The following is a 24,225-nucleotide window of genomic DNA, read 5'->3' as shown; positions in this document are numbered from 1 at the left end:
TTCCGGAATATTTTTTGAACATTTATTGAACTTTTTTTGAATTTTTTCTGAAAATTCTGTTTTATGTATGATATACTACAACTAATAAGAAGGAAATGAATATTGCAAACAGAGGGGGATAATCATGAGTTTACTTATCGCACTTATACTAGGAGTTACATGCGGAGCTATTCCTGTCATTTTAGGAGCTATTATGGAAGAATTAGAAGTTGGTGTTTTAGGTTTTGCTGCATCATGTGTAAGCGCTTTATTTTTTGGTTTATATGGTGCTATTCCTGTTTCTATTCTGTGCGCATTTTATATACTACGCCATGCTCGCGCAAAACAGCTCGGCCCTAATCACATTGCCCAAGTTATTCCATTCCCAATTGAACGATGCCGCCGCGCTTCCAGCCTATAAAGTGAAACTTTAATCAGTGGGAGTTTTACGGCACACAAATAGCGGGATAAATTATCCAACTTAAATATTATGCCTGCCTAAATAAATAAAAAGTCCTCAAATGAGGACTTTTTATTTATTTTCTTCTAGAAATTGAAACAATTCTTGCAAATGAAGTGCATCTTCACTGTAGCTAACGGATACATGACATGTCCCTTCAATCTCAGCATGCATATAAAGGACAATTCCATCCCGATCATATTTCAATGCCAAATAAAACTCCATTTCCTCTAACATCTTTTTCGAGCTTCGGATAACATAATGTCCTTTCTCATCTCTTCCATATTCAAAATCTGGCCCAAAATCGTATTTTTGTTTAAAAGCTTCTTTTTGCTTATCATTAATCTGTACACAAGTTGCTCGCTGCACAGCATCAATCATCTCGTCAAACTTTTGGAGATCCATTCCATTTACCCCCTTATATACTTTTTGTATAATACTTGTGTTCCGCTATTCTCTTTTCCATCTGCGATTAGCTCTTCATACAATTCCTTCGCTAGGGTTAAACCCGGTACTGGTAATTGTAATTTTTCAGCTTCATCTAAAGCAATCTTCATATCTTTCATAAAATGCTTTACATAAAAGCCAGGTTCAAAATCTCCTTTTAACATTCGAGGAGCTAAATTACTTAATGACCAGCTACCTGCTGCTCCTGTCGAAATACTCTCTAATACTTTATCTGCATTAAGTCCAGCCTTTTTCGCATATGCTACCGCTTCACATACTCCTATCATGTTAGAAGCAATTGCTATTTGATTGCACATTTTTGTATGTTGTCCACTCCCAGCAGGGCCTTGCAACTGAATATTTGTTCCTAGTTTTTCAAATAGAGGTAAGCAAATATCATATATTCTGTTCTCTCCACCGACCATAATTGCTAGTCTTGCTTCTTTAGCCCCAATGTCCCCGCCAGATACTGGTGCATCTAATGTATATATATTCTTGCTTTTCGCAACTTCATTAATACGTTTTGCCAATGTTGGTGTAGATGTTGTAAAGTCAATTGCTATCGTACCTTCATTTGCATGTTCTAAAATTCCATCTACCCCAAAGTACACTTCTTCTACATCATGAGGATAACCAACCATCGTCATAACAACATCAACTTGCTTTACTAACGCTTTCGGTGTATCACACCAAGTCGCACCCTCTTGCACTAAAGAATCCGCTTTTTCCTTCGTTCTATTATATACATATACTTTATAACCACTTTGCATTAAATGGTTGACCATACTTTTTCCCATTACACCAATACCAATGAAACCTATTGATAAATTTTTATTTTCCATCTTCTCATCCCCTTTGTTCTAATAAATCATTTACCATCTTTCGGAACTCTTTATTAAAATCACCATCCATACTATTTTTCACATTTGAAAATAAAATAACAAAAGTTCCTTTTTCTTTATTAAAATTATTGAAAGTATTCCAACCAGATAGTACACCATGATTATGGAAATAATCTGGATATATGTAAAAACTAAATGCATATTTTCTTTCTTGTGAAGGTGTAAACATCGCTTGTATACTTTGTTCAGAAAGAAGCTTTCCATTTATAATCGCTTCATCTAATTTTTTCATATCCCCTACTGTCGTATACATCTCACCCGATCCATATAACCAGTCCACCCCTAATTTTTGTGCTAGTACAAGCTCTTGATCTTTCTTCACATACCCCTTCGTGAAGTTTTTATCTCCAGGCACCATATTTCCCATACCTGATTCATGCATCTCGGCCTTTGTAAATATATTTTCTTTTACATAGTCTCCTAAAGGCTTTTTCGTTATATTTTCTATAATATAAGCGAGCACCATATAATTATAATCCGTATACTTCCAACCTGTTCCTGGTGGAAACTCTAATTTTTGACTTCCAATCCAAGTTACTAAATTTATACGTGAAGCTACATTAACCTTCCCTTTTCCACTTTCCGGTAAACCAGATGTATGCGTTAATAAGTGATATAACGTGATGTGTTTATCTGCTGGAAATGAAGGAATATATTTATTTACATTATCTTGGATATTTAACTTCCCTTGTTCTTGTAACTGTAGAATGGATGTAGCAACAACTGTTTTCGTAATAGAACCGATACGATATTTTGTTTGAGGCGTATTTTCTATTTTATTTTGAATATCAGCATATCCATATCCTTTATTCAATATAACATGCTCTTTATCTGTCACCAAAACTGTCCCATTAAATTGCTTTCCTACTAAATACTGATCTAACTTTTGAGATATACTAGCATAATCAATTTTTTGTACTTCTTCTATATTATCCTGTACCTCTGACTCAATAGCAGGAGTTACCTTTGTTGTTAATACTGCTTGTTCCTTTTGATCGGGATAGAGAAAATAGTATACTCCGCCGCAAACTACAGCAGACAGTGAAGCCATAACCATTATTTTTTTTATCATATTGTTCCTCCGTAATTACTTCATGTGAACTACCCACCACTTAGTCTCTCTTGCGAGCTTACTTGAAGTGGGAGCTTCTCGGTTAAAATGGTCCCCCATATTCTATTATCAAGTAAAAAAAAAAAATCGCAACAATTTGTTGCGAAAAATCACATTTTTTCTTTTCTATATATACATACTTGATTTTTCCCATTTTTTTTCGCTTCATATAACGCAATATCCGCTCTTTGCATTAACTCTTCTCTTGTAATCCCTTGCTCATATAACGCAACTCCAAAACTCGCTGTTAATTTCGAAATTCCAGAGAAATGCTTTGTTTCAATGAAAAATCGCAATGATTCCGCAACTTGAAACGCTTCTTTTTCTACCGTATTTGTCACTAATATTATAAATTCCTCTCCTCCCCATCTTGCAAATACATGTTGATTTTCAACTTTAGATTTCATAAGATCTGCAAGTTGTACTAATGCTAAATCGCCAAAATCATGACCATATGTGTCATTTACTGATTTAAAATTATCTATATCAAACAAAATAAGTGCAACTTTTTCATCATTACGTAATACATTCTCCCACTCTGTCTCCAATATTTGTTGGAATTTCAAGCGATTATATATTTCTGTCAATGAATCTATCATAGCCAATCTTTCTTGCTCTTGATAGATTTCATCTAATTCTGTAATCTCTGTGCATTTTACTATAAATCGCGATAAGTCTTCTGGTAATGGTGTCGCACGTAATAGAAAAGTAAATGCTTCTCCTTCATAATTGTACATTTTAATTCTTCTTCCATTTGATAAAGTATCATCCAGCCATGTTATATCGTGAGTCGTCGAATAATATCCGTTCTCTCTAATAAGATGTTCTGCAAACACTAAATGTTGTTCACGATACGTAAATAAATTATCATGTCCGAAGAATTGTAAAAAATTCGTATTACAATCAACAATCTCATCATCTTCTACTATAAATAATAAATCATTTTGAAAATCAAACATCGTTTGAAGCAATTCTTGTTGTAAACCTACTTGCCGCACTAAAGAAAGTTGATATAAACTCTTATTCACTTCCTCTAGTACCACTTGTGGAGTTACTGGTGCTATAACAATATTACGTATTCCTAACAGTAGTAAATCTGCAAACTGATTGTCTATCTGTTGATCCCAAATGATAATGAATGTGCTCTGTGAATTATATATATTCTTTATATATTTTATTTGAGCAAAATCTGTTACATACATAATTACAATATGTGGTCTAGTTCTATGAAACAATATTTCTCCTTCTTCAAAACTATTTGCTATAAACATACATTTTGGATGGACGTTTTCTATCGTTTGTTGATGTGTACATCCATCTTCTATATAAAGGACATTCAACTGAAGATCTTGTAATACATTTTGGAAAACAGTATTCTCTAATAAAAAATGTAGTATGTTCATCACTAGTCTTCACTCACTTCATATATCTTGTTTTACTGAATTCCTCACAATCATTTTATAAAGAATTGTGAGGAACTCATATTAACAAGCTAATTGAGAATGTTATCTTCGCTTATCTGCTCTGGAAATTCCTTTTTTAGTGTATGATTATATGAATTGTATCGTTTGTATGAATGCCCTGCCTTACTATTTAAAACTTGACAATTAAAATAAAGGTATTATATTCTTAAATTCAATAACTTACAAAATGTAAGTAGAGTATATTACATTTATTTTATATTAAGTTGATATGTAGTTTGGAGGATATATAATGACAAACAATGACTTTTTTAACGTTTTATATGAACGCACATCTACACGTGCATTCAACCCTGAAAAAGAAATTTCATCTACAGAGTTACATGAAATTTTAAAAGCAGCTGCGCAAGCACCTTCTGCTTGGAACTTGCAACACTGGAAATTCCTTGTTTTCCAAGGCGAAGATGTACAAAAACGATTACACCCAATTGCTTATAACCAACAACAAATTCTTGATGCTTCTGCCGTAGTCGCTATTTTAGGTGATTTAGAGGCATATAAAAATGTTGAACCTGTTTACGGTCCAATTGTAGAACAAGGATTTATGAAAGCAGACGCAAAAGAGCGCTTAGCTAAAAATATTGAATCTGCATATACTCGTGAGCAATACCCACGAGATGCTGCCTTTTCAAATGCTGCTTTAGCAGCAATGCAACTTATGCTTGCTGCTAAAGCAACTGGCTGGGATACTTGCGCAATTGGTGGTTTCAACCCACAAGCACTAATGGAAGAATTTAATGTTTCATCTCGTTACGTACCAATTATGCTTATTACAATTGGTGAATCAACTTTAAAAGGTCACCCTGCACCGCGCATGAGCGTAGAACAAGTAAGTGAATGGGCGAAATAATAAAAACGAAGGTAATTTCATTACCTTCGTTTTTATTATTTTCTGTCACACATCCGTAATATTACAATGTATTATTCGACATCTACACATAGAGAAATTGTAATTTTTACGCTATCACCATAAACAAATATGGCGTTTTGTGTCGAAATTTGTTAAAGTTTTGAAATATAACCGTGTATTTTTGTTACAATTGTGATACAATGATAACAAATAGATAACAAGAGAGGGATTTTCATTGAGTTCATACGGAAGCTTTATCGCACTTTTGAGTTACATAGTAACTGTACTACTGCTATATTTTATTGGCGATGCTGCAAACATATCAGTGTTACAATTCCCTAAAGAAGAAGCGTTACAATTAGAAGCAGAAAAACATACTGCACGATCCATTGCACCACTACTCTTAGCTCTTCCTGTATATATCATCGTTTTATATAAAAGTAAAAAAGTGTAAAGGCTACCTAATTCATTCATTTCGGTGGTCTTTACATTTTTTTGTGACATTTCCCCTATTTTAAACATCATTCCATACTAAATACCCATCTAGTCATTTAAAATGAGAAAATCCCCTAGAAAAATTTCCATTATCTGTCCAGTCACTAACTACCGAACTTACATAGATTATAAGTGTGAAGGGGGTGATGAGGATTATGTTTGGATCATTTGGATGCTGTGATAACTTTAGAGACTGTCATCATCGTGAAAGAGAGTGTGACCATCGCGAGAAAGAGAAAGAGGTAAAACCACAACAAACAGCTGTATGTAACGTACTTGCTAGCATTTCAGTTGGAACAGAGCTTTCTCTTTTAAGCATTAGAGGTAACGGAACATTCAACAATGTAATTTTTGAAGGTTTCGCTAACGGCGTTGCTCTTTTCTCTGCTTTAGCTCGTAATAACAAAGACGACAAAGATAACAATAAAGACGATAAGAACAATCAAAATCGTAATACTTTTACTGGTATTTTACGTGTATGCCCAACTGATATCGTTGCAATCGCTATCTAATTCTGTTCCTTATCCTCTATAGTAAGAAAACAAGATTTACTTTTCTCATAGAAAAAACCTGAGACCGATTTCAAATCGACTCAGGTTTTTTTACTATTATATGCTTTTAACTAATTCAACAACTTCTTCAGCAGTTGACATTGTTAATGCTTTTTCTGCTAATGTTTCCATTTCTGCTTTTGACAACTTGCTTAGTTGTGTTCTTGCAGGAAGGATAGATGTTGCACTCATACTGAACTCATCTAAGCCTAATCCTAATAATAATGGGATAGCAAGTGAATCTCCCGCCATCTCACCACACATACCAGCCCATTTGCCCTCTTTATGAGCAGCATCGATAACCATTTTTACAAGACGTAAAATAGATGGGTTATATGGTTGGTATAAGTAAGCTACTTGTTCGTTCATACGGTCTGCAGCCATTGTGTATTGGATTAAGTCATTTGTTCCAATAGAGAAGAAATCAACTTCTTTTGCGAACTGATCAGCTAATACTGCTGAAGCTGGAATTTCAACCATCATACCAACTTCAATAGAATCAGAAACAGTTGTACCCGCTTCTACAAGTTTTGCTTTCTCTTCTAATAAGATTGCTTTCGCTTGACGGAACTCATCAAGAGTTGCAATCATTGGGAACATAATTTTTAAGTTACCGTATACGCTAGCACGAAGTAATGCACGAAGTTGTGTACGGAACACATCTTGCTCATCAAGACATAAGCGAATTGCACGGTATCCTAAGAATGGGTTCATTTCTTTTGGTAAATGTAAGTATGGAAGTTCTTTATCTCCACCGATGTCAAGTGTACGAACAACGACTGGTTGATCTTCTTTTACACCTTCAAGAACTGCTTTATACGCTTCGAACTGCTCTTCTTCTGTTGGAAGATTGTCACGGCCCATGTATAAGAATTCTGTACGGTATAAACCAACGCCTTCTCCGCCATTATCGATAATACCTTGTACATCATTTGGTGTTCCGATATTAGCAACAAGCTCAACGTGATGTCCATCACTTGTTACAGTTGCTTGGTCTTTTAATTTTGCCCATACAACTTTTTGCTCTTCAAATTTCGCTTTCTTTTCTTCAAAAGAACGAAGAGTTTCTTCAGATGGGTTTACAATTACTTCTCCATCTAAACCGTCAATGATTACGATATCGCCGTTTTGGATTTTCTCCATAACAACTTTCGCACCAACAACAGCTGGAATTTCCATAGAACGAGCCATAATTGCAGAGTGAGATGTACGTCCACCGATATCAGTTGTGAAACCTTTTGCATACTTACGGTTTAACTGAGCTGTATCAGATGGTGTTAAATCTTCAGCAATGATGATTACTTCTTCAGAAATTGTACCAGGGTTTGAGAAGTTAATTCCTAGTAAATGTGCAAGAACACGTTTTGTTACGTCGCGAATATCCGCAGCACGTTCTTTCATGTATTCGTTATCCATGTTTTCAAACATAGAAATAAACATTGATGCAACTTCATCCATTGCAAATTCAGCATTTACTTTTTCGCCATTTACTTTATCTTTTACTGGATTTACTAATTCCGGATCATTTAATACTAATAAATGTGCTTCAAAGATAGCAGCTTTATCAGCACCTAGCTCAGCAAAAGCATGGTCCTTAATAGCTTCTAGTTCAGATTTTGCTTTCTCAAGCGCAGCGTCTAAGCGTGCAATTTCAGCAGCTTCGTCTGTAATTGATTTCTTTTCAATGTTAAATTCAGGATTCTCAAGTCTGAAAGCCTTTGCAATAGCAATCCCACTTGATGCAGCGATCCCTTGAATGTTAAGAGTCATTATTCTCCTAATCCTTCGTTTTTCATAGTTTCTTCGATAGCTGCTAGTGCTTGAGCTGCATCATCACCATTTGCAGTGACCTTAATTTCCGCGCCTTGTTGAATTCCTAAAGACATAACACCCATGATTGATTTTAAGTTAACGTTTTTTCCGTTATACTCTAAGTTAATGTCAGAACCAAATTTGCTTGCAGTGTTTACAAGTAGAGTTGCTGGACGAGCATGAATTCCTGAGTCGCTAGTTACTTTAAAGATTTTTTCCATGATAATTTATCTCCTTCAAATACAGTATTTTTTTAGTTGTATAGACGTGAGTACTACATCATCTATTGTATATAATAGGCGATGTTCGGTCAACCACATCGCCTATTATAATTATAAACATTTTGCGTCAAATTCCTACTGGATGTCAATAATAGCGTTTTCGCCCTTCTTAACATTTCCATCTTTTTTCAATTCGACTTGTTGTCCTTGTTGTAAATTCGTAAAGACGATTGGTGTAATAATAGATGGTGCATTTTCTTTTACAAATGCAAGATCTACTTTTAATAATGGTTGTCCTTGCTTCACTTTATCACCTTGTGCTACAAGCGCTTCAAAGCCTTCACCATTTAATTTTACAGTATCAATACCGAAGTGGATTAAAATTTCTTTTCCGCCTTCAGACTGAATACCAATCGCATGTTTTGTAGGGAATACATTTACAATCTCACCATTAACCGGAGAAACTACTGTTCCTTCTGTTGGCTCAATCGCAAATCCATCTCCCATCATTTTCCCTGAGAATACTTGGTCAGGTACTTCTGTAATCGGTAAGATTTTCCCTTCAATTGGTGAAACGATTGTTTCATTTTCATCAACCTGTTGAGGAGCTTCTTCCACTTTTACAGGCGCTTCTTTTTCAACATGAGGTGTACGACCTGACATAATATCATGTATTTGTGATTTTAATGTGTCAGATTTCGGTCCGAAAATAGCTTGAATGTTATTTCCAACTTCAAGTACACCGGCTGCTCCAAGCTCTTTTAAGCGGTCTTTATTTACATTTTTTTGTTCGTTAACTTGAACGCGTAAACGAGTAATACAAGCATCTAACGAAGCAATGTTTTCTTTACCACCAAGTGCTACTAATACTTCACGTGGAAGTTCTCCTGCTTCTGTTTTCCCTGCGCCTTCATTAGCATTTGCTACTTCACGACCAGGTGTTTTTAAGTTCCATTTACGGATTGCGAAACGGAATCCGAAGTAGTAAATAACTGCTAGTACAAGACCAACAATGATTACCCACCACCATGCCGTACGACCTGGTAGTACACCGAATAATATGAAGTCAATTAAACCACCAGAGAATGTCATACCAATTTTAACACCTAAAATTTGCATTGTCATAAATGATAGACCTGCGAATACTGCATGAATTCCGAATAATACTGGTGCTACGAATAAGAATGAAAATTCAAGCGGTTCTGTAATACCTGTTAAGAAAGATGTTAATGCAGCAGATCCTAAAATACCAGCTGCTAATTTTTTATTTTCCGGACGTGCTTCATGGTACATTGCTAAAGCTGCTGCTGGAAGACCGAACATCATGAACGGATACTTACCAGTTGTAAATGTACCTGCTGTTAATTCTACGCCGTCTTTTAACTGTGCCATAAAGATTTTTTGGTCACCACGGATTAATTCGCCAGCTGCATTTGTATACTGACCGAATTCGAACCAGAATGGTGAATAGAAAATATGATGTAATCCAAATGGAATTAATGAACGTTCGATTAAACCGAATATAAATGCTGCTATCGTTCTATTTGCATCAATCATTTGATGTGAGAACGTATTTAAGCCACCCTGAATGTATGGCCAAATGAAGCACATGATAATACCTACCACTAAAGAGAATGTTGCAGTTGCGATTGGTACGAAACGCTTACCTGCAAAGAAACCTAAGTATGATGGTAATTCAATGTTGAAGTATTTATTATAACAATATGCCGCTACTATCCCGACGATAATACCACCAAACACTCCTGTTTGCAGCGTTGGAATTCCTAATACATTTGCATATGCTGGATCTGAAAATCCAATTTTTACTGGATCTGTTCCAGTGCTTGTTACTTTCACTAGTTTATCTACTTCTAAGAACACACTCATCGTTTTGTTCATAATTAAGTATCCGACGAACGCTGCTAAACCAGCTACTCCGTCTCCACCAGCTAAACCGATCGCTACCCCAACTGCGAATAATAGCGCAAGGTTAGCGAAAATAATATCGCCAGATTGTTCCATAATTTTTGCAACCATTACGAACCAATCTGCTTTTAAAGCAGGGATAACATTTGTTAGTTGTGGATTTTGAAATGCATTACCAAATCCAAGTAAAATACCTGCTGCCGGTAAAATCGCTACTGGAAGCATAAGCGCTTTTCCGACTTTTTGAAGAACACCAAAGATCTTCTTAAACATGGAAACCCTTCCTCTCTTATCTATATTGATACTTTTCGACAAACGCCAAAAAGGCATGAGGAAAAAAAAGATAGAACGATAGCTATACAAAGGGTAGTATGTCCCTTTCTTTAGCTTACATTCCCAACTTTTCTCCACTCATGCCTGATCGAATCAGTAACACGTGTCAAAAATAGGATTACGTATAAGTTCACTATAATTAAAGCAAACGTTTTCGTTATTTACCTTAATGTGTTTGTCGAATTTTGTATAACTTTGCAATAGTTATTATACATAACTATTGTAAGCGATTCAATCATTTTTTTTAACGTTTTCATTTTAGACAAAAATATATGTCTTTTTACACATGTTCTGCTTTCACTAATCGTTGTAAATGCATCGTTAAATAAATACTCTCCGCTTCATAAACAGGAAGTTGTAATTCGTTCTGCATTACTTTGACTAGCTTCCACGCCAAATTATAACAAACTGGATATTCTAATTTTAATAAATCAGCAAAACTTTGTGCTTCTTCTACTTTTTCTCCTTTTTTCACCCGTTCAATAGCATATTGCAAATGGCGAATAAGGCGTAAATAATGAATGCTTTCTTGGTCTAATGTAATTTGTAGGTTTGTCTCAATTAAAGACACAAGTTGTGCAATAAGACGAGAATTTTGATTAACAGAAGATAAATCAGAGTTTGTAAGCGAGCTATAAATATGGAGTGCGATAAAGCCAACTTCTCCTTCTGGCAATGTAATTTGCAAACGAGAATTTAAAAGTTTCACAACTCCTTCAGCAATTTTATATTCCTCTGGATATAGCATTTTCGTTTCAACTAAAAAAGGATTATCTATTGTAAGTCCTTGTTTCATCCTTTTAATTGCAAAAGAAATATGATCTGTTAAAGCGATATGAATATGTTCATTTAATGGAGACTCCGCTTTTTCTTGAATGTATAACATAATATCATTCATCAATTCAATTAGCTTTTCACTCACATGCGGCACTAAAAGTTTGTATTGTTCTCGATCACGTTCATTTTTTAAAACAAACATTTTCTCAATTTGTTCTTGCTCCAACACATCTTCAGCCTTTTTTCCAAATCCAATTCCTTTACCGATCACTACTACTTCCTCGTGTTCAGGATGGCTAGCAATGATGACATTATTATTTAAAACTTTTTTAATTTCTAGATAATTACTCATATAACACCACCCTCGTACTTAAATAGCCTACTTTTATGTTACAGAACATTCTTCTTTGTCGTCAATGTAAAACATCTACCATTTGATAAAAATTCATTTTTTAGACATGTTTGTATATGATGCGTATAATGTAAGAGCAACTGTACATAGAAAGGAGATAGCAACATGATTAAAATGTTTGTAAGTGATATTGACGGTACAATGATGCAGCATGGAGGTCTGATTGATGAACAGGATGTTGCGGCACTTCGCAGTCTTGCTGAGCAAAATGTTATTCTTTGCTTCGCTTCTGGACGACTTGATAATGAAATCGCAGACTTAATGAAAGCTGTAAATACAAATTTCCATCGTATTAGTGTAAATGGTGTGTTTGTATACACTAATGAAAATAAGCAACTATTATCCGCAAATTTTGATTCCAGCATTCTTCCTGATTTACTAGCTATGACAAATCAAGACCCTTATTTCCGTTATGTAAGTGATGAGCATAATTACTATATTGAAGAAAAGACACCTTTTATTCATGAACTCGAAAAACAAGTAGCAATGACTTCTGTTGAAGAACCAAATTTATTACAGAAAATCGATGATACAATTTTTCCAAATAAAATTTCTATCGGTGGAACAAAAGAAAACTTACAACTCCTTCAAAAAAAGATCGATGAAAAATTCCATGGAAAAGTTAGTACTTTCATTTCAGCTGAACAATGTTTAGATGTAATGCCACCAAATATTAGTAAAGGTTCTGCTATTTCTGTTTTATTACAAGAGTTTCAAATACAACCAGAGGAGGTTGCGTGCATAGGAGATTCTTACAATGATATTCCAATGTTTTCCTTAACTCCCCATAGTTTTGCTATGTCTCAAGCTGATGATGCGGTAAAAGAGCACGCTCACTATGTAGTAGATGCTGTCAAAGATGCCGTTAACCAAGTACTTGTTTATAATGAAGAAGCAAATAAAAATACGACTCGATCCTTATAAGGATGAGTCGTATTTTTATTTCTTTACATGTTGAAAACATCAAAGTTCACTGTACTTCACAAACTGAAATATATTACTTGTTACGTGCGATGTTCGTAATAAACTTGTAACGATCCCCACGATAAATACATTTCACATACTCTAACGGTAACTCACCTTCTGCATATGACCATTGACGCATTACAAGTACAGGCGCCTTTTTAGGAATATGCAGATGTTCAGCTTCATTATCCGTTGCAATTGAAGCTTCAATTGATTGAGTAGCGCGAACAAGCTTAAAGCCCAGTTTTTTCTCTAAATGTTCATATAAAGATTGTTGTAATATTTCTTCGTTAATATCTTTCACAAGAGTTGGCGACAAATATGTCGTCTCAAATGCAATCGGTTCGTCATCAGCTAAGCGCGTACGCCTCACTTCATAAACCGATTCTCCCTCTTGTATTCTCAGCCGGTCTGCTATTTTAGCAGTAGCTGGAACTAGGCGGAAACTTAATAACTGGCTGCTCGGCTTCATACCACGAGAAATCATATCTTCTGTGAATCCCGTCATTCCTTGCAACTTTTGCTCCACTTTCGGAAGTTGGACGAACGTTCCAATCCCACGTTTCCGGTATAAATAACCTTGTTCCACTAAGTTATTAATCGCCTGTCTGATTGTCATACGACTCACTTCGAACTTATCACAAAGTTCATTCTCAGATGGAATTTTATCTCCCGGCTTCCATTCGCCTTCCTCAATTAGCTGTTTCACCCACTCTTGAATCTGATAATAGATCGGAAATGGTGAATACTTGTCGATGTTCATCAGCAATCGCCTCACTGCATAAAGATAGAGCTTCTGGATCTGCGATTACGGTTACATTCGGATGACGTTGTAAAACTGTAGCAGGACACGCCTCACTATATTCACCTTGCAATAATTCTTTAATAGCTTCTGCCTTTTTAGACCCCATAGCAACAAGTAGAATTTGTTTCGCTTTCATAATACTTCCAATTCCCATTGTAATCGCATGAGTCGGCACATCTTCTTCATTTTCAAAGAAGCGAAGATTTGCTTGGCGTGTAGATTCTGTTAATTCTACAATGTTAGTTGGAGAATTAAATGGTGTTCCTGGCTCATTAAATCCGATGTGACCGTTTTCACCGATTCCAAGAATCTGTAAGTCAACTGGGTTAGCTACTAGAATGCCTTCATAACGCTTGCACTCTTCCTCTAAATCACTTGCCATCCCATTCGGTACATAAGTTTGTTTAAATGGAAGATGATCAAACAACTGTTCTTGCATGAAATAGTGATAGCTGTTTTTATCTTCGTGTGGTAAATTTACGTACTCATCTAAGTTTACAGTGGTTGCATGACTTGTATCAAGTTTATTTTTTCGCATTTCTGCATAAATACCTAATGGAGAGCTTCCTGTAGCCATTCCTAAAGTTGGATTTTCTTTTGATTTTACAACCTCTTTAATTAACTTATAACCTGCTTCTGCTAATTCTTCTGGAGTTTTTACAACTAGAATATTCATCTAATTACTTCCCTTCCTTCATATGAATTCCTAAACGAACCGTATCATATACATGTAATTCTTCAGTCATAACAACAAAGTCTGCATCTTTACCTACCGCTAACGCGCCTTTATTATTTAATCCAAATTCTTCTGCTTGGTTAACTGATGTCATTAACACTGCCTCCTCGATTGAACATCCTGTAAATTCAATTACATTTCGGAAAGCTTGATCCATTTTTAAAATACTACCAGCTAACGTTCCATCTTCTAATCGGGCACTGCCATCTTTTACATGTACTGGCTGTCCGCCAAGCTCATATAATCCTTCTTCAAGACCTTTTGCACGCATTGCATCTGTAATGACACTTACTTTTTTCGGTCCTTTTAATTTATATGCTAATTTCACCATATCAGGGTGAATGTGAATACCATCTGTAATTACTTCAACCATTACATCTGGATTTAATAACACATGACCAACAACTCCTGGTTCACGATGATGTAATCCACGCATTTGATTGTATAAATGTGTTGCATGTGTAATTTTTCTATTTTTCAGTTGTGCATCAATTGCATCTGTATGCCCCATTGTGCCAACAACACCTGTTTCAGCAAGATACTGTTCAAACTCTAACGCACCTTCTTCTTCCGGTGCATATGTTACTAATTTAATTAGATTACCACTTGCTTCCTGCCATTGTTTAAATTGCTCGATACTCGCAGGAACAATATGTTCAAGTGGTTGTGCACCCGCACGTTTTTTTGAAACATATGGTCCTTCTAAGTGAATATATTCGAAATGTGCTCCCTTATCTTTCGCTTCCTTCGCAGCACTTAGCGCCGCTTCAATCGCTTCTGGAGCTTGTGTCATTGTTGTTGGGAAGTAAGTTGTAACTCCTTCTTTTAACATTTCTTTACCAAGAGTTACTAATCCATCGCTATTTGCATCCATCGCATCAATATCGTATCCACCATGAATATGAACATCAATCATACCTGGAATCACAATCTTTCCTGCCGCATCTAACACAGTTTCATTTTCTTGTGATACATATTGAGCCATCAAACCAATTTCTTTAATTGTTTCTGTGTAACGAATAAATCCGTTTTCCACTACTTCTTTACCTGTATAAATTTTGGCATTGATGACAACTTGCGTTTTCATTTTCATCGATCCTTTCCCATGAAATACCTACTTGTTATTATTACCTTATTCGCCTAATTCCATCTTAATATACACACGAGTAGTTGTCTATACATTCTAATGAAATTTCCTCTTCATTCAGCAGAAAAAAGGAAATTTATTTCTTTTTCATTATAATATATGTTATTCATTTTTTCCAAAATGGAAAATACCCTCTTATATAATTAATCACTTAAGTAGTGGCATAAGACCACTCGACCCCATAGTAATATGTTCACCGTCTGTTTCTATTTCTACTGTACGCTTGTTTGTTCCGTATATCATTATACCACGCTGTTTTAATCGTCTTACAACACTTTGATGAGGATGTCCATATGGATTTCTACTCCCGTACGAAAGAATAGCGAATTGTGGGTCTACTTTTTTTAAGAATGTTTCACTCGTTGAAGTATACGAGCCATGATGCCCTACTTTTAATACATCTGCATGTACATCAAATTGCTTTAATATTTCATTTTCTGTCCGTATATCAGCATCACCCATTAATAAAAAGTCCGCTTTACCATATCGAATCTTTAATACAATTGAAGACTCGTTATTCTCGTCTTTCGATTTCCCATTGTTCAATACTTGTATAGAAACATGTGGATCTAGCGGTATGTATTGTCCTTCCTTCACTGAAATGAAAGGAATGCCCCTTTTTTTAATGTTATTTCGATACGTATGATAAGTAAATGAACTATATGTTTTCCCGCTATCTAATACGAGGGAAACTGGCATTTGCTCTACAATTGGAATAAGTCCTCCTATATGGTCCATATCAGGATGAGTACTTACAATCACATCTAAATGATTAATTCTTTTTTCAATTAGTTTTTGAATAATGACCTCTCCCGCTTCATAAGGACCACCATCTATTAACATCGTTTGACCATTTGGCAATGTAATAAGTGTCGCATCACCTTGTCCAACTTTTAAAAAACTCACTTTCATTTTACCAAAATGTTGCCGCTGCATATGTATAGAAGACGCAGTATGAATAGACATCATATATCTTTTAGCCGATGCGCTGTTTAACGAAAAACATAATAAAACAGAAACCAACAATAGAATACTCCGTACACCTTTCATAACTCGTCTCCTTTTTTCATTTAGTATGGCACGCTCTGTAATTGATATACAAAAAAAGCTTAGCAAAATGCTAAGCTTTTATTTTGATAATTCCTGTAAAGAACCAAAGAATAAATCCGCTTCATTCATTTGTTCATTTTCTTCCGAAAGAGGTGGTAAATCATCTAATGTTTTCAATCCAAACGTATCTAAAAATTCTTTCGTCGTTCCGTATAAAATAGGGCGCCCTGGTCCTTCCGCTCTTCCCATTTCTTTTATAAGTAAGTGTGAAACTAACGTTTGTAATGCCTTGTCCGTTTTCACACCTCGAATCTCTTCCATTTCTGTTCTTGTAATCGGTTGACGGTACGCAACGATTGCCAACGTTTCAAGAGCTGCTTGAGAAAGTGAAGCCGCGGTTGGAGTATCTATTAATTTTTGATAGTACGAAGCATGTTCTTTCTTTGTTGCAAAACGATACACTTTTGCATATTGTACAATTTGCAAACCGCGATTCGATCCTTCGCATTCTTTTTGCATTTCCTCTATACTGTTTATTACTTCTTCCACTTCAACTTCCAGAACTTTAGCTATCTGTTCCGGATAAATCCCTTCGTCACCTGCAACAAATAAAAGCCCTTCAATAATCGATTTTTGTTCTTTTCTATCCATTTTACGAACTCCTTCCTCCTATTTCCCATAAAAAACACACATAAAAAAACCGAATCACAGTAAATGCGTTCGGTTCAATATTTCTTCTCTCGTTCCAAACGATACATTAAAACCTAACATGAGATAAAATATTTCTATCCCATCTTCACATCAACTCTATACGGATTTATTAGAGCTTGATACGAAAATTTCATCAAAATTATGTTCCTGCTCAATTATGATTTGTTGATTTTTCATTAGCTCAAGAACCGCTAAAAATGTTACAACCATTATTTCACGTTCTTCATCAGCAAACAAATCATAAAAGCTTTGACGACCGCCTCTTACTTCTAACTGTTGTAGAATATCAGTCATTCGCTGTGCAATTGGTATTTCTTGGCGAGTAATTCGCGTTGTTACGGGGGTTTTTGCTTTTTTACGACGCATTAGCTTTTGAAATGCCGCTAACATATCATATAACGTAACATCAAGAGGTAAGCTTGTCTCCTCTTCTTGTTGAAATGATGTAAAATCAATTGGCGGACGTGTATATAGCTGTGCTCTTTCTTGTTCTCTTTCTTTTAACTCAGTAGCAACTTGCTTATATTTCTTATATTCAATTAACCTCTCCATCAATTCTTGACGAGGATCATCTATAAAGTCTTCACCGTTATCAGGTACATCTTCTTCTTGTTTCGGTAACAACATTTTACTTTTAATTTGTAATAACGTTGCAGCCATTACTAAATACTCACTGGCAACATCTAATTGTAATTCTTTCATCGTATGGACATAAGATAGATATTGCTCTGTAATTTTCGCTACAGGAATATTATATATATCAATTTCGTAACGATTTATTAAGTGTAACAATAGATCTAAAGGCCCTTCAAAAGCCTCTACTTTAAAATTATACTGCACAAAGCATCCCACCACATTTTTTCTATAACACCATAAGTATAGAGCATACTCATGTTCTATCCAACCTTTTTAAGAAATTTAATTAAAAATAGACCTATGCCCATGTCATAATGCCCACCGCTTCATATGATAACAATGTAGTAAGAACAATGTAGGAGGTCAAAAAACTATGGGTCACGTTGATTGCGGTTTTAGCGGTGGGTTCGCATTACTTGTTGTACTGTTCATTTTACTAATCATTGTAGGAGCAGCTTGCTTCTGCTAATAGGACGCAATAAAGCGACTAGGGATATTTCCCTAGTCGCTTATTGTTAATATTTCTATGATAAACTGTACATATAACCGTTAGACAGGAGCGAATAAAATGTATCCTACCGAGTACGTACAATTTTTAATTCATTTTCACGGAGACTATGATTATTTTGAATGTCATGAAATATTAGAAGAATATTGGAAATTAAAACCTAGAGGAGAACGTGACAATTACTTAGTCGGCCTCATTCAAATTGCTGTTTCCTCATACCATCATAGACGATCCAATTGGAATGGTGCAGAGAAGATGATAAAAAGCGCAATAACAATTTTAGAAAAGAGCAGCGCGCAATTACATCAATTCGGAATAGATCATAAACAACTTACATTCTTATTAAATGAAAGATTACAATCTATCCACAAAAAGGAAAATTTCGCCCCGTTATTTTTACCATTATTAGACGTATCGTTAGAAAAACAATGCATACAGTTATGTAAGAAACAAAACCTCTCTTGGAAAGATGCGAACGTCATTCCTGGTGAATACATCATAAATAAGCACACATTGCGTGATCGAACAGAAGTCATTTCTGAACGACACGAACAACTACAAAAAAGAAAGCAGAGATAATAAACTACTTATCCCTGCTTTCATGAATGTATATTTTGTTCAAGCTCTTTACACTTTTTGCAAAAACTTGCTGTTTGCTCATTTCCGCAAATTGTAAACTCAAGAAATTTACTCTTAAGCTCTTGAACCATCTTCGTCCCAATCCCCATATGACGGTGAGACGGATTCACGCTCAAATGCTGAATTTCCAATACCTGATCTTCTTTTTTTATAATCCCCATTATCCCAACAAAATCTTCATTTTGTTTCCACAAATACAATTGCCAATCCTCTTTCGCCTCATACTCTTTCATTGTCAATTGTAATGTTTTCACATCTTTTTCAGTTGGCATAAATGAAAGAAGCCCCATTGCAATTTTTTCATAACTTTTTTTAAAACGAATTAACATAACCCTTATCCCTTCTTACAAAAGTTACAAACTATTTATCCCCTCAATCACTCTTTTCATATCACATTCATTCTACAATATTTTTACCAGAGTGAGAAGGGGCTGAAACAACTTGATAATCATACAAAGCGTTAAGAAGAAAGTCAAATATATGTTTCCACGCTATTTCTTTCTATTACACCGCTCAAAAAAGAGACAATACTATATAGGAACTAAAAGAAAAATCCCTTTCTCATCACATTTCACTTATTAACCACTTTTGAACAAAGTAGTTCTACTAAAAGCAATATGTTAAGAGAAATACATTTATTGAAGCATATAATTCGTACTCCATCCTATGTATTTTGTTAAAAGTTTGTTCTCATGAACAATATAATTTAACGTTAGTAGCCGTCCTATTTGTGTCATATACTTTAAAATATATACCAATCCCTGTTTATAGGAAATAAAAAAAGAGAGCAAAATCGCTCTCTTTTTCTCGTAACTTATTCTTCCCAAACTTTAACTTCTTTCATTGCATCGCCTTGACGCATGTTTAATACCGTTTCAATACCGCTTGTTGCTTTACCGAATACAGTATGTACGCCATCTAAATGCGGTTGTGGCTCATGAACAACAAAAAATTGGCTACCACCTGTATTACGACCAGCATGTGCCATAGAAAGTGATCCAACAAGATGTCTATGAGGATTTCCATCAGTTTCACATGGGATAGAGTAACCTGGGCCACCTGCACCTGTGCCTGTTGGGTCTCCACCTTGGCTTACGAAGCCAGGAATAACGCGGTGGAATGTCACACCATCATAAAATCCTTGCTCTGCTAATTTTTTAAAGTTTTCTACTGTTTTTGGTGCCTCTTCTGGGAAAAATTCTAAATCGATTTTTTCGCCATTTTCCATTAATATGTATCCTAAAGTTTTCATATGTATATGTCTCCTTTCAACTATCTCAGCACTATATTACCATATTCATGACGAGAAACAAAAAGAATCCGACAATCTGCATACTTCTTTTTTGAAATGTGGAAGAAGCTAGGTGACAAATAAGAAAAATATACTATAATAACTGTGTTGCCCGAAAATTTAAGAAAGAGAAAGGGAGCGATTTTTCGTGAAAACGAAATTACTAGCTCTGCTATTAGCTGTAGCCGTATTTATTATGCCAACAGCTTCATTTGCAGACATCATTGAGGGAGAATCAATTGTTACACTAGGAGAAAACTTATCTGAACAACAAAAACAAGAGCTGTTAAAAGAAATGAAAGCACCAAAAGATGCTACAATCATCACTGTGTCTAATGCGGAAGAACATAAATTTCTAGAAGGAATTGTTCCAAAAGCGCAAATTGGTACGAGAGCAATTTCCTCTTCTATGATTACATACACAAAACCAGGGTCAGGTCTCATTGTACGCTCAAAAAACATTAATTCGATAACAGATGCAATGTACACAAATGCACTTATTACAGCAGGTGTGAAAGATGCAGAGATTCAAATTACTGCACCATTTAAAGTTTCAGGAACTGCTGCTTTAACAGGTTTAATGAAGGCCTATGAAACAACATCAAACAAAGCCATTCCTGAAGAAGTAAAAAAAGTAGCCAATGAAGAAATGGTACAAACAGCCCAGCTTGGTGATAAAATCGGCGAAGAAAAAGCAGTTCAACTTGTTGCAAAAATTAAAGAAGAAATTGCAAAAGAACAGCCCAAAACCACTGAAGATTTACGTTCATTAATTAAAAAAATTGCTGATCAACTTGGCATTACATTAACAGATGAACAGTTGGATAACTTAGTATCGTTATTTGATAAAATGAAAAATCTTAATATCGATTGGAACCAAGTTGGTAGCCAATTAGAGAAAGCAAAAGACCATGTGTCTGCCTTCTTAGGATCTGATGAAGGGCAAAGTTTCCTAGATAAAGTAAAAGATTTCTTCTCTAGTATCATTGATTTCATTAAATCTTTATTCAAGTAAAAAAGAAGCTCGCCAATGACGAGCTTCTTTTTTATACAAGTAACGGTAATTTCATAATAGCTTCTTCAACCGAACGGACAACATGATTTGCTTTCTCCTTCACATACGGATGAGCATGATGGAGGGTGAAGGAGTGCGGGGTTACTTCAAACATAGAAATATCATTGAAAGAATCTCCAATACATGCAACTTCATTTGCTTCAATTTGTAAATGTTCCATTAATCGCTTCAGAGCGCTTCCTTTACTTACACCCCTTGGCATAATGTCAACATATCGCTTACCCGATATAAAGACTTCCGCTTCGCTATGAAATGTATCTCTCAACTCTTGATCTAATGCTACAATTTTTTCTTCTTCTCCAAAAACAAATAATTTCGCAGGATGTACAGTCTTCCCAAATTCCTCTTCTAACTCTTCGATTTCCGCAATATGCACTCCCATATACTCTTCAAAAGTATGGTGATGTTCATTCTTCCTTTTTGTATATCGCTGCTCATTTGCACAAACAATATCTGCTAGTCCCTTTTTATGTATATATCGATATATTTCCTGGGCAACCCCATCTTCAAAACTCGATTCATGAAATACTTTTCCATCCGGTAGTATCATTGTCGCTCCATTTAAACTAGTTGTGTAATACGGGAACGAAAACCTTTTTACCGCCTCATCAATTCGGTGAGTAAAACGGCCAGAGGCAAAACAAATATTTGTCCCGTTTTCAGCTAGCCAACAAAGCGCTCGTTCATCTTCTTTTTGCATATCATTCATATTGTAAACGAGTGTATCATCTAAATCACTTACAAATAGTTTAATCATGTCCTCTTCCCCTTCCATACACAATATCTACTCTAATTGTACAAAAAAAATGTTTGATTTTTGTTAAAAAAACAATAAATTTTCAATAAAAAATAAGCGGAGCATACTCCCGCTTATTTTTGTCTTCGCACATTTTGAGGTCTTACAATACTTGGACGAACCTTTAAACTAGACATAGTTGGACGAAGTAAAATTTTCGTTAACGCGCCCCAATCAAACGGTAAAAACGGCCATAAATAAGGTGTTTGCAAGCTTTTTATAGATGTTAAAAATAGAATCAATATCGTCATTCCAATGACAAATCCCATTTCATGAAATATGCCTGTTAAAATAATGACAAACAATTTTCCAATCTTATTCCCAAGCCCTAACTCATAACTTGGCGTAGCGTATGCTCCAATCATAGAAACTGCTACGTACAAAATAACTTCTGGTACAAACAAACCTACATCAATTGCAATTTGACCAATTAATATGGCAGAAATTAATCCTGCTGCCGACGACAATGATGTCGGTGTATGAATGGCAGCCATTCTTAAAAATTCGAGTCCGACTTCCGCCATCAAAATTTGTAATAAAATCGGTAAATGCGTCATCTTATTTGGTCCAATGAAAGCAAGACTTTCCGGTAAAAGAGTCGGATCAAAAACAAAAACTAGCCAAAATGGCAGTAAGAATAGCGAAAATATAACACCTAAAAAACGTACCCAACGTAAAAATGTACCTACAGCTGGATTTTGTCTAAACTCTTCTGCATGCTGTAAATGGTGAAAATATGTTGTTGGAGTGATCATAGCACTTGGTGATGTATCAACGAGTACTAACACATGTCCTTCTAACAGATGATTTGCTGCTACATCTGGTCTCTCTGTGTATCGGATAAGCGGGAATGGATTATAACCTTGTTTCACTACAAATTCTTCTACCGTTTTATCCGCCATCGTAATCCCATCTACTTCAATATTATTTAATTCTTGTTTTATAATCTTCACTAAATCCGGATTTGCAACATCTTGTACATATGTAATACAAATATCCGTTTGCGATCTATCCCCTACTCGAATCATTTCATTTCGAAGACGTGGATCGCGTATTCTTCTACGAATTAACGCTGTATTTACAACGATATTTTCAACAAATCCATCCCTTGCACCACGCACTACCTTTTCTGTATCTGGTTCTGTCGGTGTCCGGCCCGGATAACTACGAACATCTATTGCGAACGCTTCAGTTTCACCTTCCACAAATATAACAATGAGTCCTGATAATACTTGGAGCATTACATCATCCATCGTTTTTACTTTACTTACTTGTTGATGAATTAAACGATTCTCTAAAAGCTTTACTGTATCTTCTTCTACATCCCTTATTTCATTTGTATCCACCGCTTCTTCTAAAATAGGGATAATATAATTCGTATCACAAAGTCCATTTACAAATAACACACCAATTTCTTTATTTAAAATTTTAAATTTACGAATACCAACATCGTATGTAACACCAAGTCCAACTGTTTGCTTTAAATAATTTTCATTATCACTTAAAAAAGATGAAATCGGGATATTCACTTTTTTAGGCTTCGTCATAAAAGCCACTCCTTTCCAAAATTAATTGAATCGCTTTTCTAGTAATAGGTGATCCTCTCTCCCATTCATCATTTCCGCACATCTTGCCAATATCACCGACCCCCACTATGACAGGAACATTCAGACCATCTAAACAATAAATCGTATCCCCACTAATCCTGCCAATTTCACCATCTGGGAGTCCAAATTTATCAACGCCATATTCTGTCAAATTCCCATTCCGATCTACACTTACATCTACACGCGCCCATTCCCAATGATGTGTATTAGATGCTACTGCTAAAATACCGAGTACATCAACTTGTTTATGTGTTGCGACATACTTTAACGCCTTTTCACCAGATCCTTCTCCTATAAATCCGCTGTCATCAAACATGACAAATACAGGGTCATATGGCGTTTGCATAATAAGCTCAACAACTTTCTTCCCTGTCAATTTGGTCGGATTACTTTGCGATGCTGAAATACACCTCCCCCCAAATTCCTTTGTTAACAGCTCAATTGTCCGCTTTGCATATTCATCTCCATCTGTGACCAAAACAACCCTTCGTCTCATTTGAT

General features: G+C 35.4%; 27 protein-coding genes. 8 read left to right on the top strand and 19 right to left on the bottom strand.

Going from position 1 to position 24,225, the window contains the following annotated elements; translation table 11 throughout:
- Window positions 1-124: 124 nt before the first annotated feature.
- Window positions 125-400, top strand: a complete 276-nt coding sequence (locus MHH66_RS06605) for a hypothetical protein (protein WP_002033923.1) — start codon at window positions 125-127, stop codon at window positions 398-400.
- 111 nt (window positions 401-511) lie between these two features.
- On the opposite strand, the gene MHH66_RS06600 is transcribed toward MHH66_RS06605, so the two are convergent.
- The 4 genes from MHH66_RS06600 to MHH66_RS06585 form a co-directional block, all read right to left on the bottom strand.
- The gene (locus MHH66_RS06600; RefSeq protein WP_002014892.1) at window positions 512-844 is read right to left on the bottom strand and encodes a DUF3909 family protein; all 333 of its coding nucleotides are present in this window, start codon (window positions 842-844) and stop codon (window positions 512-514) included.
- A 5-nt stretch (window positions 845-849) separates the two neighbouring features.
- Window positions 850-1,728 carry an NAD(P)-dependent oxidoreductase gene (locus tag MHH66_RS06595; RefSeq protein WP_078184384.1) on the bottom strand — a complete coding sequence of 293 codons (879 nt, stop codon included), beginning with the start codon at window positions 1,726-1,728 and terminating at the stop codon, window positions 850-852.
- A 4-nt stretch (window positions 1,729-1,732) separates the two neighbouring features.
- The gene (locus MHH66_RS06590; RefSeq protein WP_078184385.1) at window positions 1,733-2,860 is read right to left on the bottom strand and encodes a serine hydrolase domain-containing protein; all 1,128 of its coding nucleotides are present in this window, start codon (window positions 2,858-2,860) and stop codon (window positions 1,733-1,735) included.
- A gap of 149 nt (window positions 2,861-3,009) precedes the next feature.
- Window positions 3,010-4,302, bottom strand: a complete 1,293-nt coding sequence (locus tag MHH66_RS06585; protein ID WP_078184386.1) for a GGDEF domain-containing protein — start codon at window positions 4,300-4,302, stop codon at window positions 3,010-3,012.
- Between the two features lie 310 nt (window positions 4,303-4,612).
- On the opposite strand from MHH66_RS06585, the gene MHH66_RS06580 reads away from it, so the two are divergent.
- The 3 genes from MHH66_RS06580 (at window position 4,613) to MHH66_RS06570 (ending at window position 6,237) form a co-directional block, all read left to right on the top strand.
- The gene (locus MHH66_RS06580) at window positions 4,613-5,230 is read left to right on the top strand and encodes a nitroreductase family protein (RefSeq protein WP_002033918.1); all 618 of its coding nucleotides are present in this window, start codon (window positions 4,613-4,615) and stop codon (window positions 5,228-5,230) included.
- A 235-nt stretch (window positions 5,231-5,465) separates the two neighbouring features.
- Entirely contained in the window at window positions 5,466-5,684 is a 219-nt protein-coding gene (locus MHH66_RS06575) for a hypothetical protein (protein WP_002088422.1), read from the top strand.
- Window positions 5,685-5,880: 196 nt separating this feature from the next.
- Entirely contained in the window at window positions 5,881-6,237 is a 357-nt protein-coding gene (locus MHH66_RS06570; protein ID WP_078184387.1) for a DUF3915 domain-containing protein, read from the top strand.
- A gap of 96 nt (window positions 6,238-6,333) precedes the next feature.
- Here the strand turns inward: MHH66_RS06570 and ptsP are convergent, their stop codons facing one another.
- From ptsP to glcT, 4 genes are all read right to left on the bottom strand, one after another.
- Window positions 6,334-8,046 (bottom strand): phosphoenolpyruvate--protein phosphotransferase, encoded by a 1,713-nt coding sequence (gene ptsP, locus MHH66_RS06565; RefSeq protein WP_078184388.1) that lies wholly within the window; start codon window positions 8,044-8,046, stop codon window positions 6,334-6,336.
- Complete coding sequence (gene ptsH, locus MHH66_RS06560) at window positions 8,046-8,309, bottom strand: phosphocarrier protein HPr (RefSeq protein ID WP_002033915.1); 264 nt, start codon at window positions 8,307-8,309, stop codon at window positions 8,046-8,048. Before ptsH ends, ptsP begins: the two co-directional genes overlap by 1 nt.
- A 135-nt stretch (window positions 8,310-8,444) precedes the next feature.
- A complete protein-coding gene (gene ptsG / locus MHH66_RS06555; protein ID WP_002014901.1) occupies window positions 8,445-10,508 on the bottom strand; it encodes a PTS glucose transporter subunit IIABC in 2,064 nt (687 codons plus the stop codon).
- Between the two features lie 340 nt (window positions 10,509-10,848).
- Window positions 10,849-11,697, bottom strand: a complete 849-nt coding sequence (glcT, locus tag MHH66_RS06550) for a glucose PTS transporter transcription antiterminator GlcT (protein WP_063218955.1) — start codon at window positions 11,695-11,697, stop codon at window positions 10,849-10,851.
- A 165-nt stretch (window positions 11,698-11,862) separates the two neighbouring features.
- Between glcT and MHH66_RS06545 the strand changes: the two genes are divergently transcribed.
- On the top strand, window positions 11,863-12,681 hold the full coding sequence (locus MHH66_RS06545; protein WP_002014903.1) for a Cof-type HAD-IIB family hydrolase: 819 nt from the start codon (window positions 11,863-11,865) through the stop codon (window positions 12,679-12,681).
- 73 nt (window positions 12,682-12,754) lie between these two features.
- Here the strand turns inward: MHH66_RS06545 and phnF are convergent, their stop codons facing one another.
- The 6 genes from phnF to MHH66_RS06515 all read right to left on the bottom strand — a co-directional run bounded on the left by phnF (window position 12,755) and on the right by MHH66_RS06515 (window position 18,012).
- The gene (gene phnF / locus MHH66_RS06540) at window positions 12,755-13,486 is read right to left on the bottom strand and encodes a phosphonate metabolism transcriptional regulator PhnF (protein ID WP_012261644.1); all 732 of its coding nucleotides are present in this window, start codon (window positions 13,484-13,486) and stop codon (window positions 12,755-12,757) included.
- Window positions 13,416-14,204 (bottom strand): glucosamine-6-phosphate deaminase, encoded by a 789-nt coding sequence (nagB, locus tag MHH66_RS06535; protein WP_002033913.1) that lies wholly within the window; start codon window positions 14,202-14,204, stop codon window positions 13,416-13,418. The genes phnF and nagB overlap by 71 nt, the downstream gene beginning before the upstream one ends.
- A 4-nt stretch (window positions 14,205-14,208) precedes the next feature.
- Window positions 14,209-15,351 (bottom strand): N-acetylglucosamine-6-phosphate deacetylase, encoded by a 1,143-nt coding sequence (nagA, locus tag MHH66_RS06530; RefSeq protein ID WP_002165119.1) that lies wholly within the window; start codon window positions 15,349-15,351, stop codon window positions 14,209-14,211.
- Between the two features lie 207 nt (window positions 15,352-15,558).
- Window positions 15,559-16,461 carry a ComEC/Rec2 family competence protein gene (locus tag MHH66_RS06525; protein ID WP_002190566.1) on the bottom strand — a complete coding sequence of 301 codons (903 nt, stop codon included), beginning with the start codon at window positions 16,459-16,461 and terminating at the stop codon, window positions 15,559-15,561.
- Window positions 16,462-16,539: 78 nt separating this feature from the next.
- On the bottom strand, window positions 16,540-17,112 hold the full coding sequence (gene scpB, locus MHH66_RS06520; RefSeq protein WP_063218953.1) for an SMC-Scp complex subunit ScpB: 573 nt from the start codon (window positions 17,110-17,112) through the stop codon (window positions 16,540-16,542).
- Between the two features lie 156 nt (window positions 17,113-17,268).
- Window positions 17,269-18,012: a segregation/condensation protein A gene (locus MHH66_RS06515; RefSeq protein WP_002143025.1), complete on the bottom strand. Its 744-nt coding sequence runs from the start codon at window positions 18,010-18,012 to the stop codon at window positions 17,269-17,271.
- 169 nt (window positions 18,013-18,181) lie between these two features.
- Here MHH66_RS06515 and MHH66_RS06510 point away from each other — a divergent pair, with 169 nt between their 5' ends.
- Both MHH66_RS06510 and MHH66_RS06505 read left to right on the top strand, forming a co-directional pair.
- The gene (locus MHH66_RS06510; RefSeq protein WP_000510194.1) at window positions 18,182-18,277 is read left to right on the top strand and encodes a YjcZ family sporulation protein; all 96 of its coding nucleotides are present in this window, start codon (window positions 18,182-18,184) and stop codon (window positions 18,275-18,277) included.
- 99 nt (window positions 18,278-18,376) lie between these two features.
- A complete protein-coding gene (locus MHH66_RS06505; protein ID WP_063218952.1) occupies window positions 18,377-18,895 on the top strand; it encodes a DUF309 domain-containing protein in 519 nt (172 codons plus the stop codon).
- A 20-nt stretch (window positions 18,896-18,915) separates the two neighbouring features.
- Here MHH66_RS06505 and ribT read toward each other — a convergent pair whose 3' ends face one another.
- Window positions 18,916-19,284, bottom strand: a complete 369-nt coding sequence (gene ribT, locus MHH66_RS06500; RefSeq protein WP_000908403.1) for a GNAT family N-acetyltransferase RibT — start codon at window positions 19,282-19,284, stop codon at window positions 18,916-18,918.
- Between the two features lie 485 nt (window positions 19,285-19,769).
- Complete coding sequence (locus MHH66_RS06495; RefSeq protein ID WP_002190570.1) at window positions 19,770-20,207, bottom strand: peptidylprolyl isomerase; 438 nt, start codon at window positions 20,205-20,207, stop codon at window positions 19,770-19,772.
- Between the two features lie 187 nt (window positions 20,208-20,394).
- Here MHH66_RS06495 and MHH66_RS06490 point away from each other — a divergent pair, with 187 nt between their 5' ends.
- On the top strand, window positions 20,395-21,261 hold the full coding sequence (locus MHH66_RS06490; protein ID WP_078184389.1) for a DUF1002 domain-containing protein: 867 nt from the start codon (window positions 20,395-20,397) through the stop codon (window positions 21,259-21,261).
- 31 nt (window positions 21,262-21,292) lie between these two features.
- Here the strand turns inward: MHH66_RS06490 and MHH66_RS06485 are convergent, their stop codons facing one another.
- From MHH66_RS06485 to MHH66_RS06475, 3 genes are all read right to left on the bottom strand, one after another.
- On the bottom strand, window positions 21,293-22,096 hold the full coding sequence (locus MHH66_RS06485) for a Cof-type HAD-IIB family hydrolase (RefSeq protein WP_002067045.1): 804 nt from the start codon (window positions 22,094-22,096) through the stop codon (window positions 21,293-21,295).
- Between the two features lie 95 nt (window positions 22,097-22,191).
- Window positions 22,192-23,664, bottom strand: coding sequence for a spore germination protein SpoVAF (gene spoVAF / locus MHH66_RS06480; protein ID WP_002143032.1), 1,473 nt, complete (start codon window positions 23,662-23,664; stop codon window positions 22,192-22,194).
- Window positions 23,651-24,220: a stage V sporulation protein AE gene (locus tag MHH66_RS06475; RefSeq protein ID WP_002088445.1), complete on the bottom strand. Its 570-nt coding sequence runs from the start codon at window positions 24,218-24,220 to the stop codon at window positions 23,651-23,653. Before MHH66_RS06475 ends, spoVAF begins: the two co-directional genes overlap by 14 nt.
- Between the last annotated feature and the right edge of the window lie 5 nt (window positions 24,221-24,225).

Source organism: Bacillus sp. FSL H8-0492 (assembly GCF_038006145.1).
In the GTDB taxonomy this organism is placed as follows: Bacteria; Bacillota; Bacilli; order Bacillales; family Bacillaceae_G; genus Bacillus_A; species Bacillus_A mycoides.
This window is presented reverse-complemented; position numbering and strand designations above follow the sequence as displayed.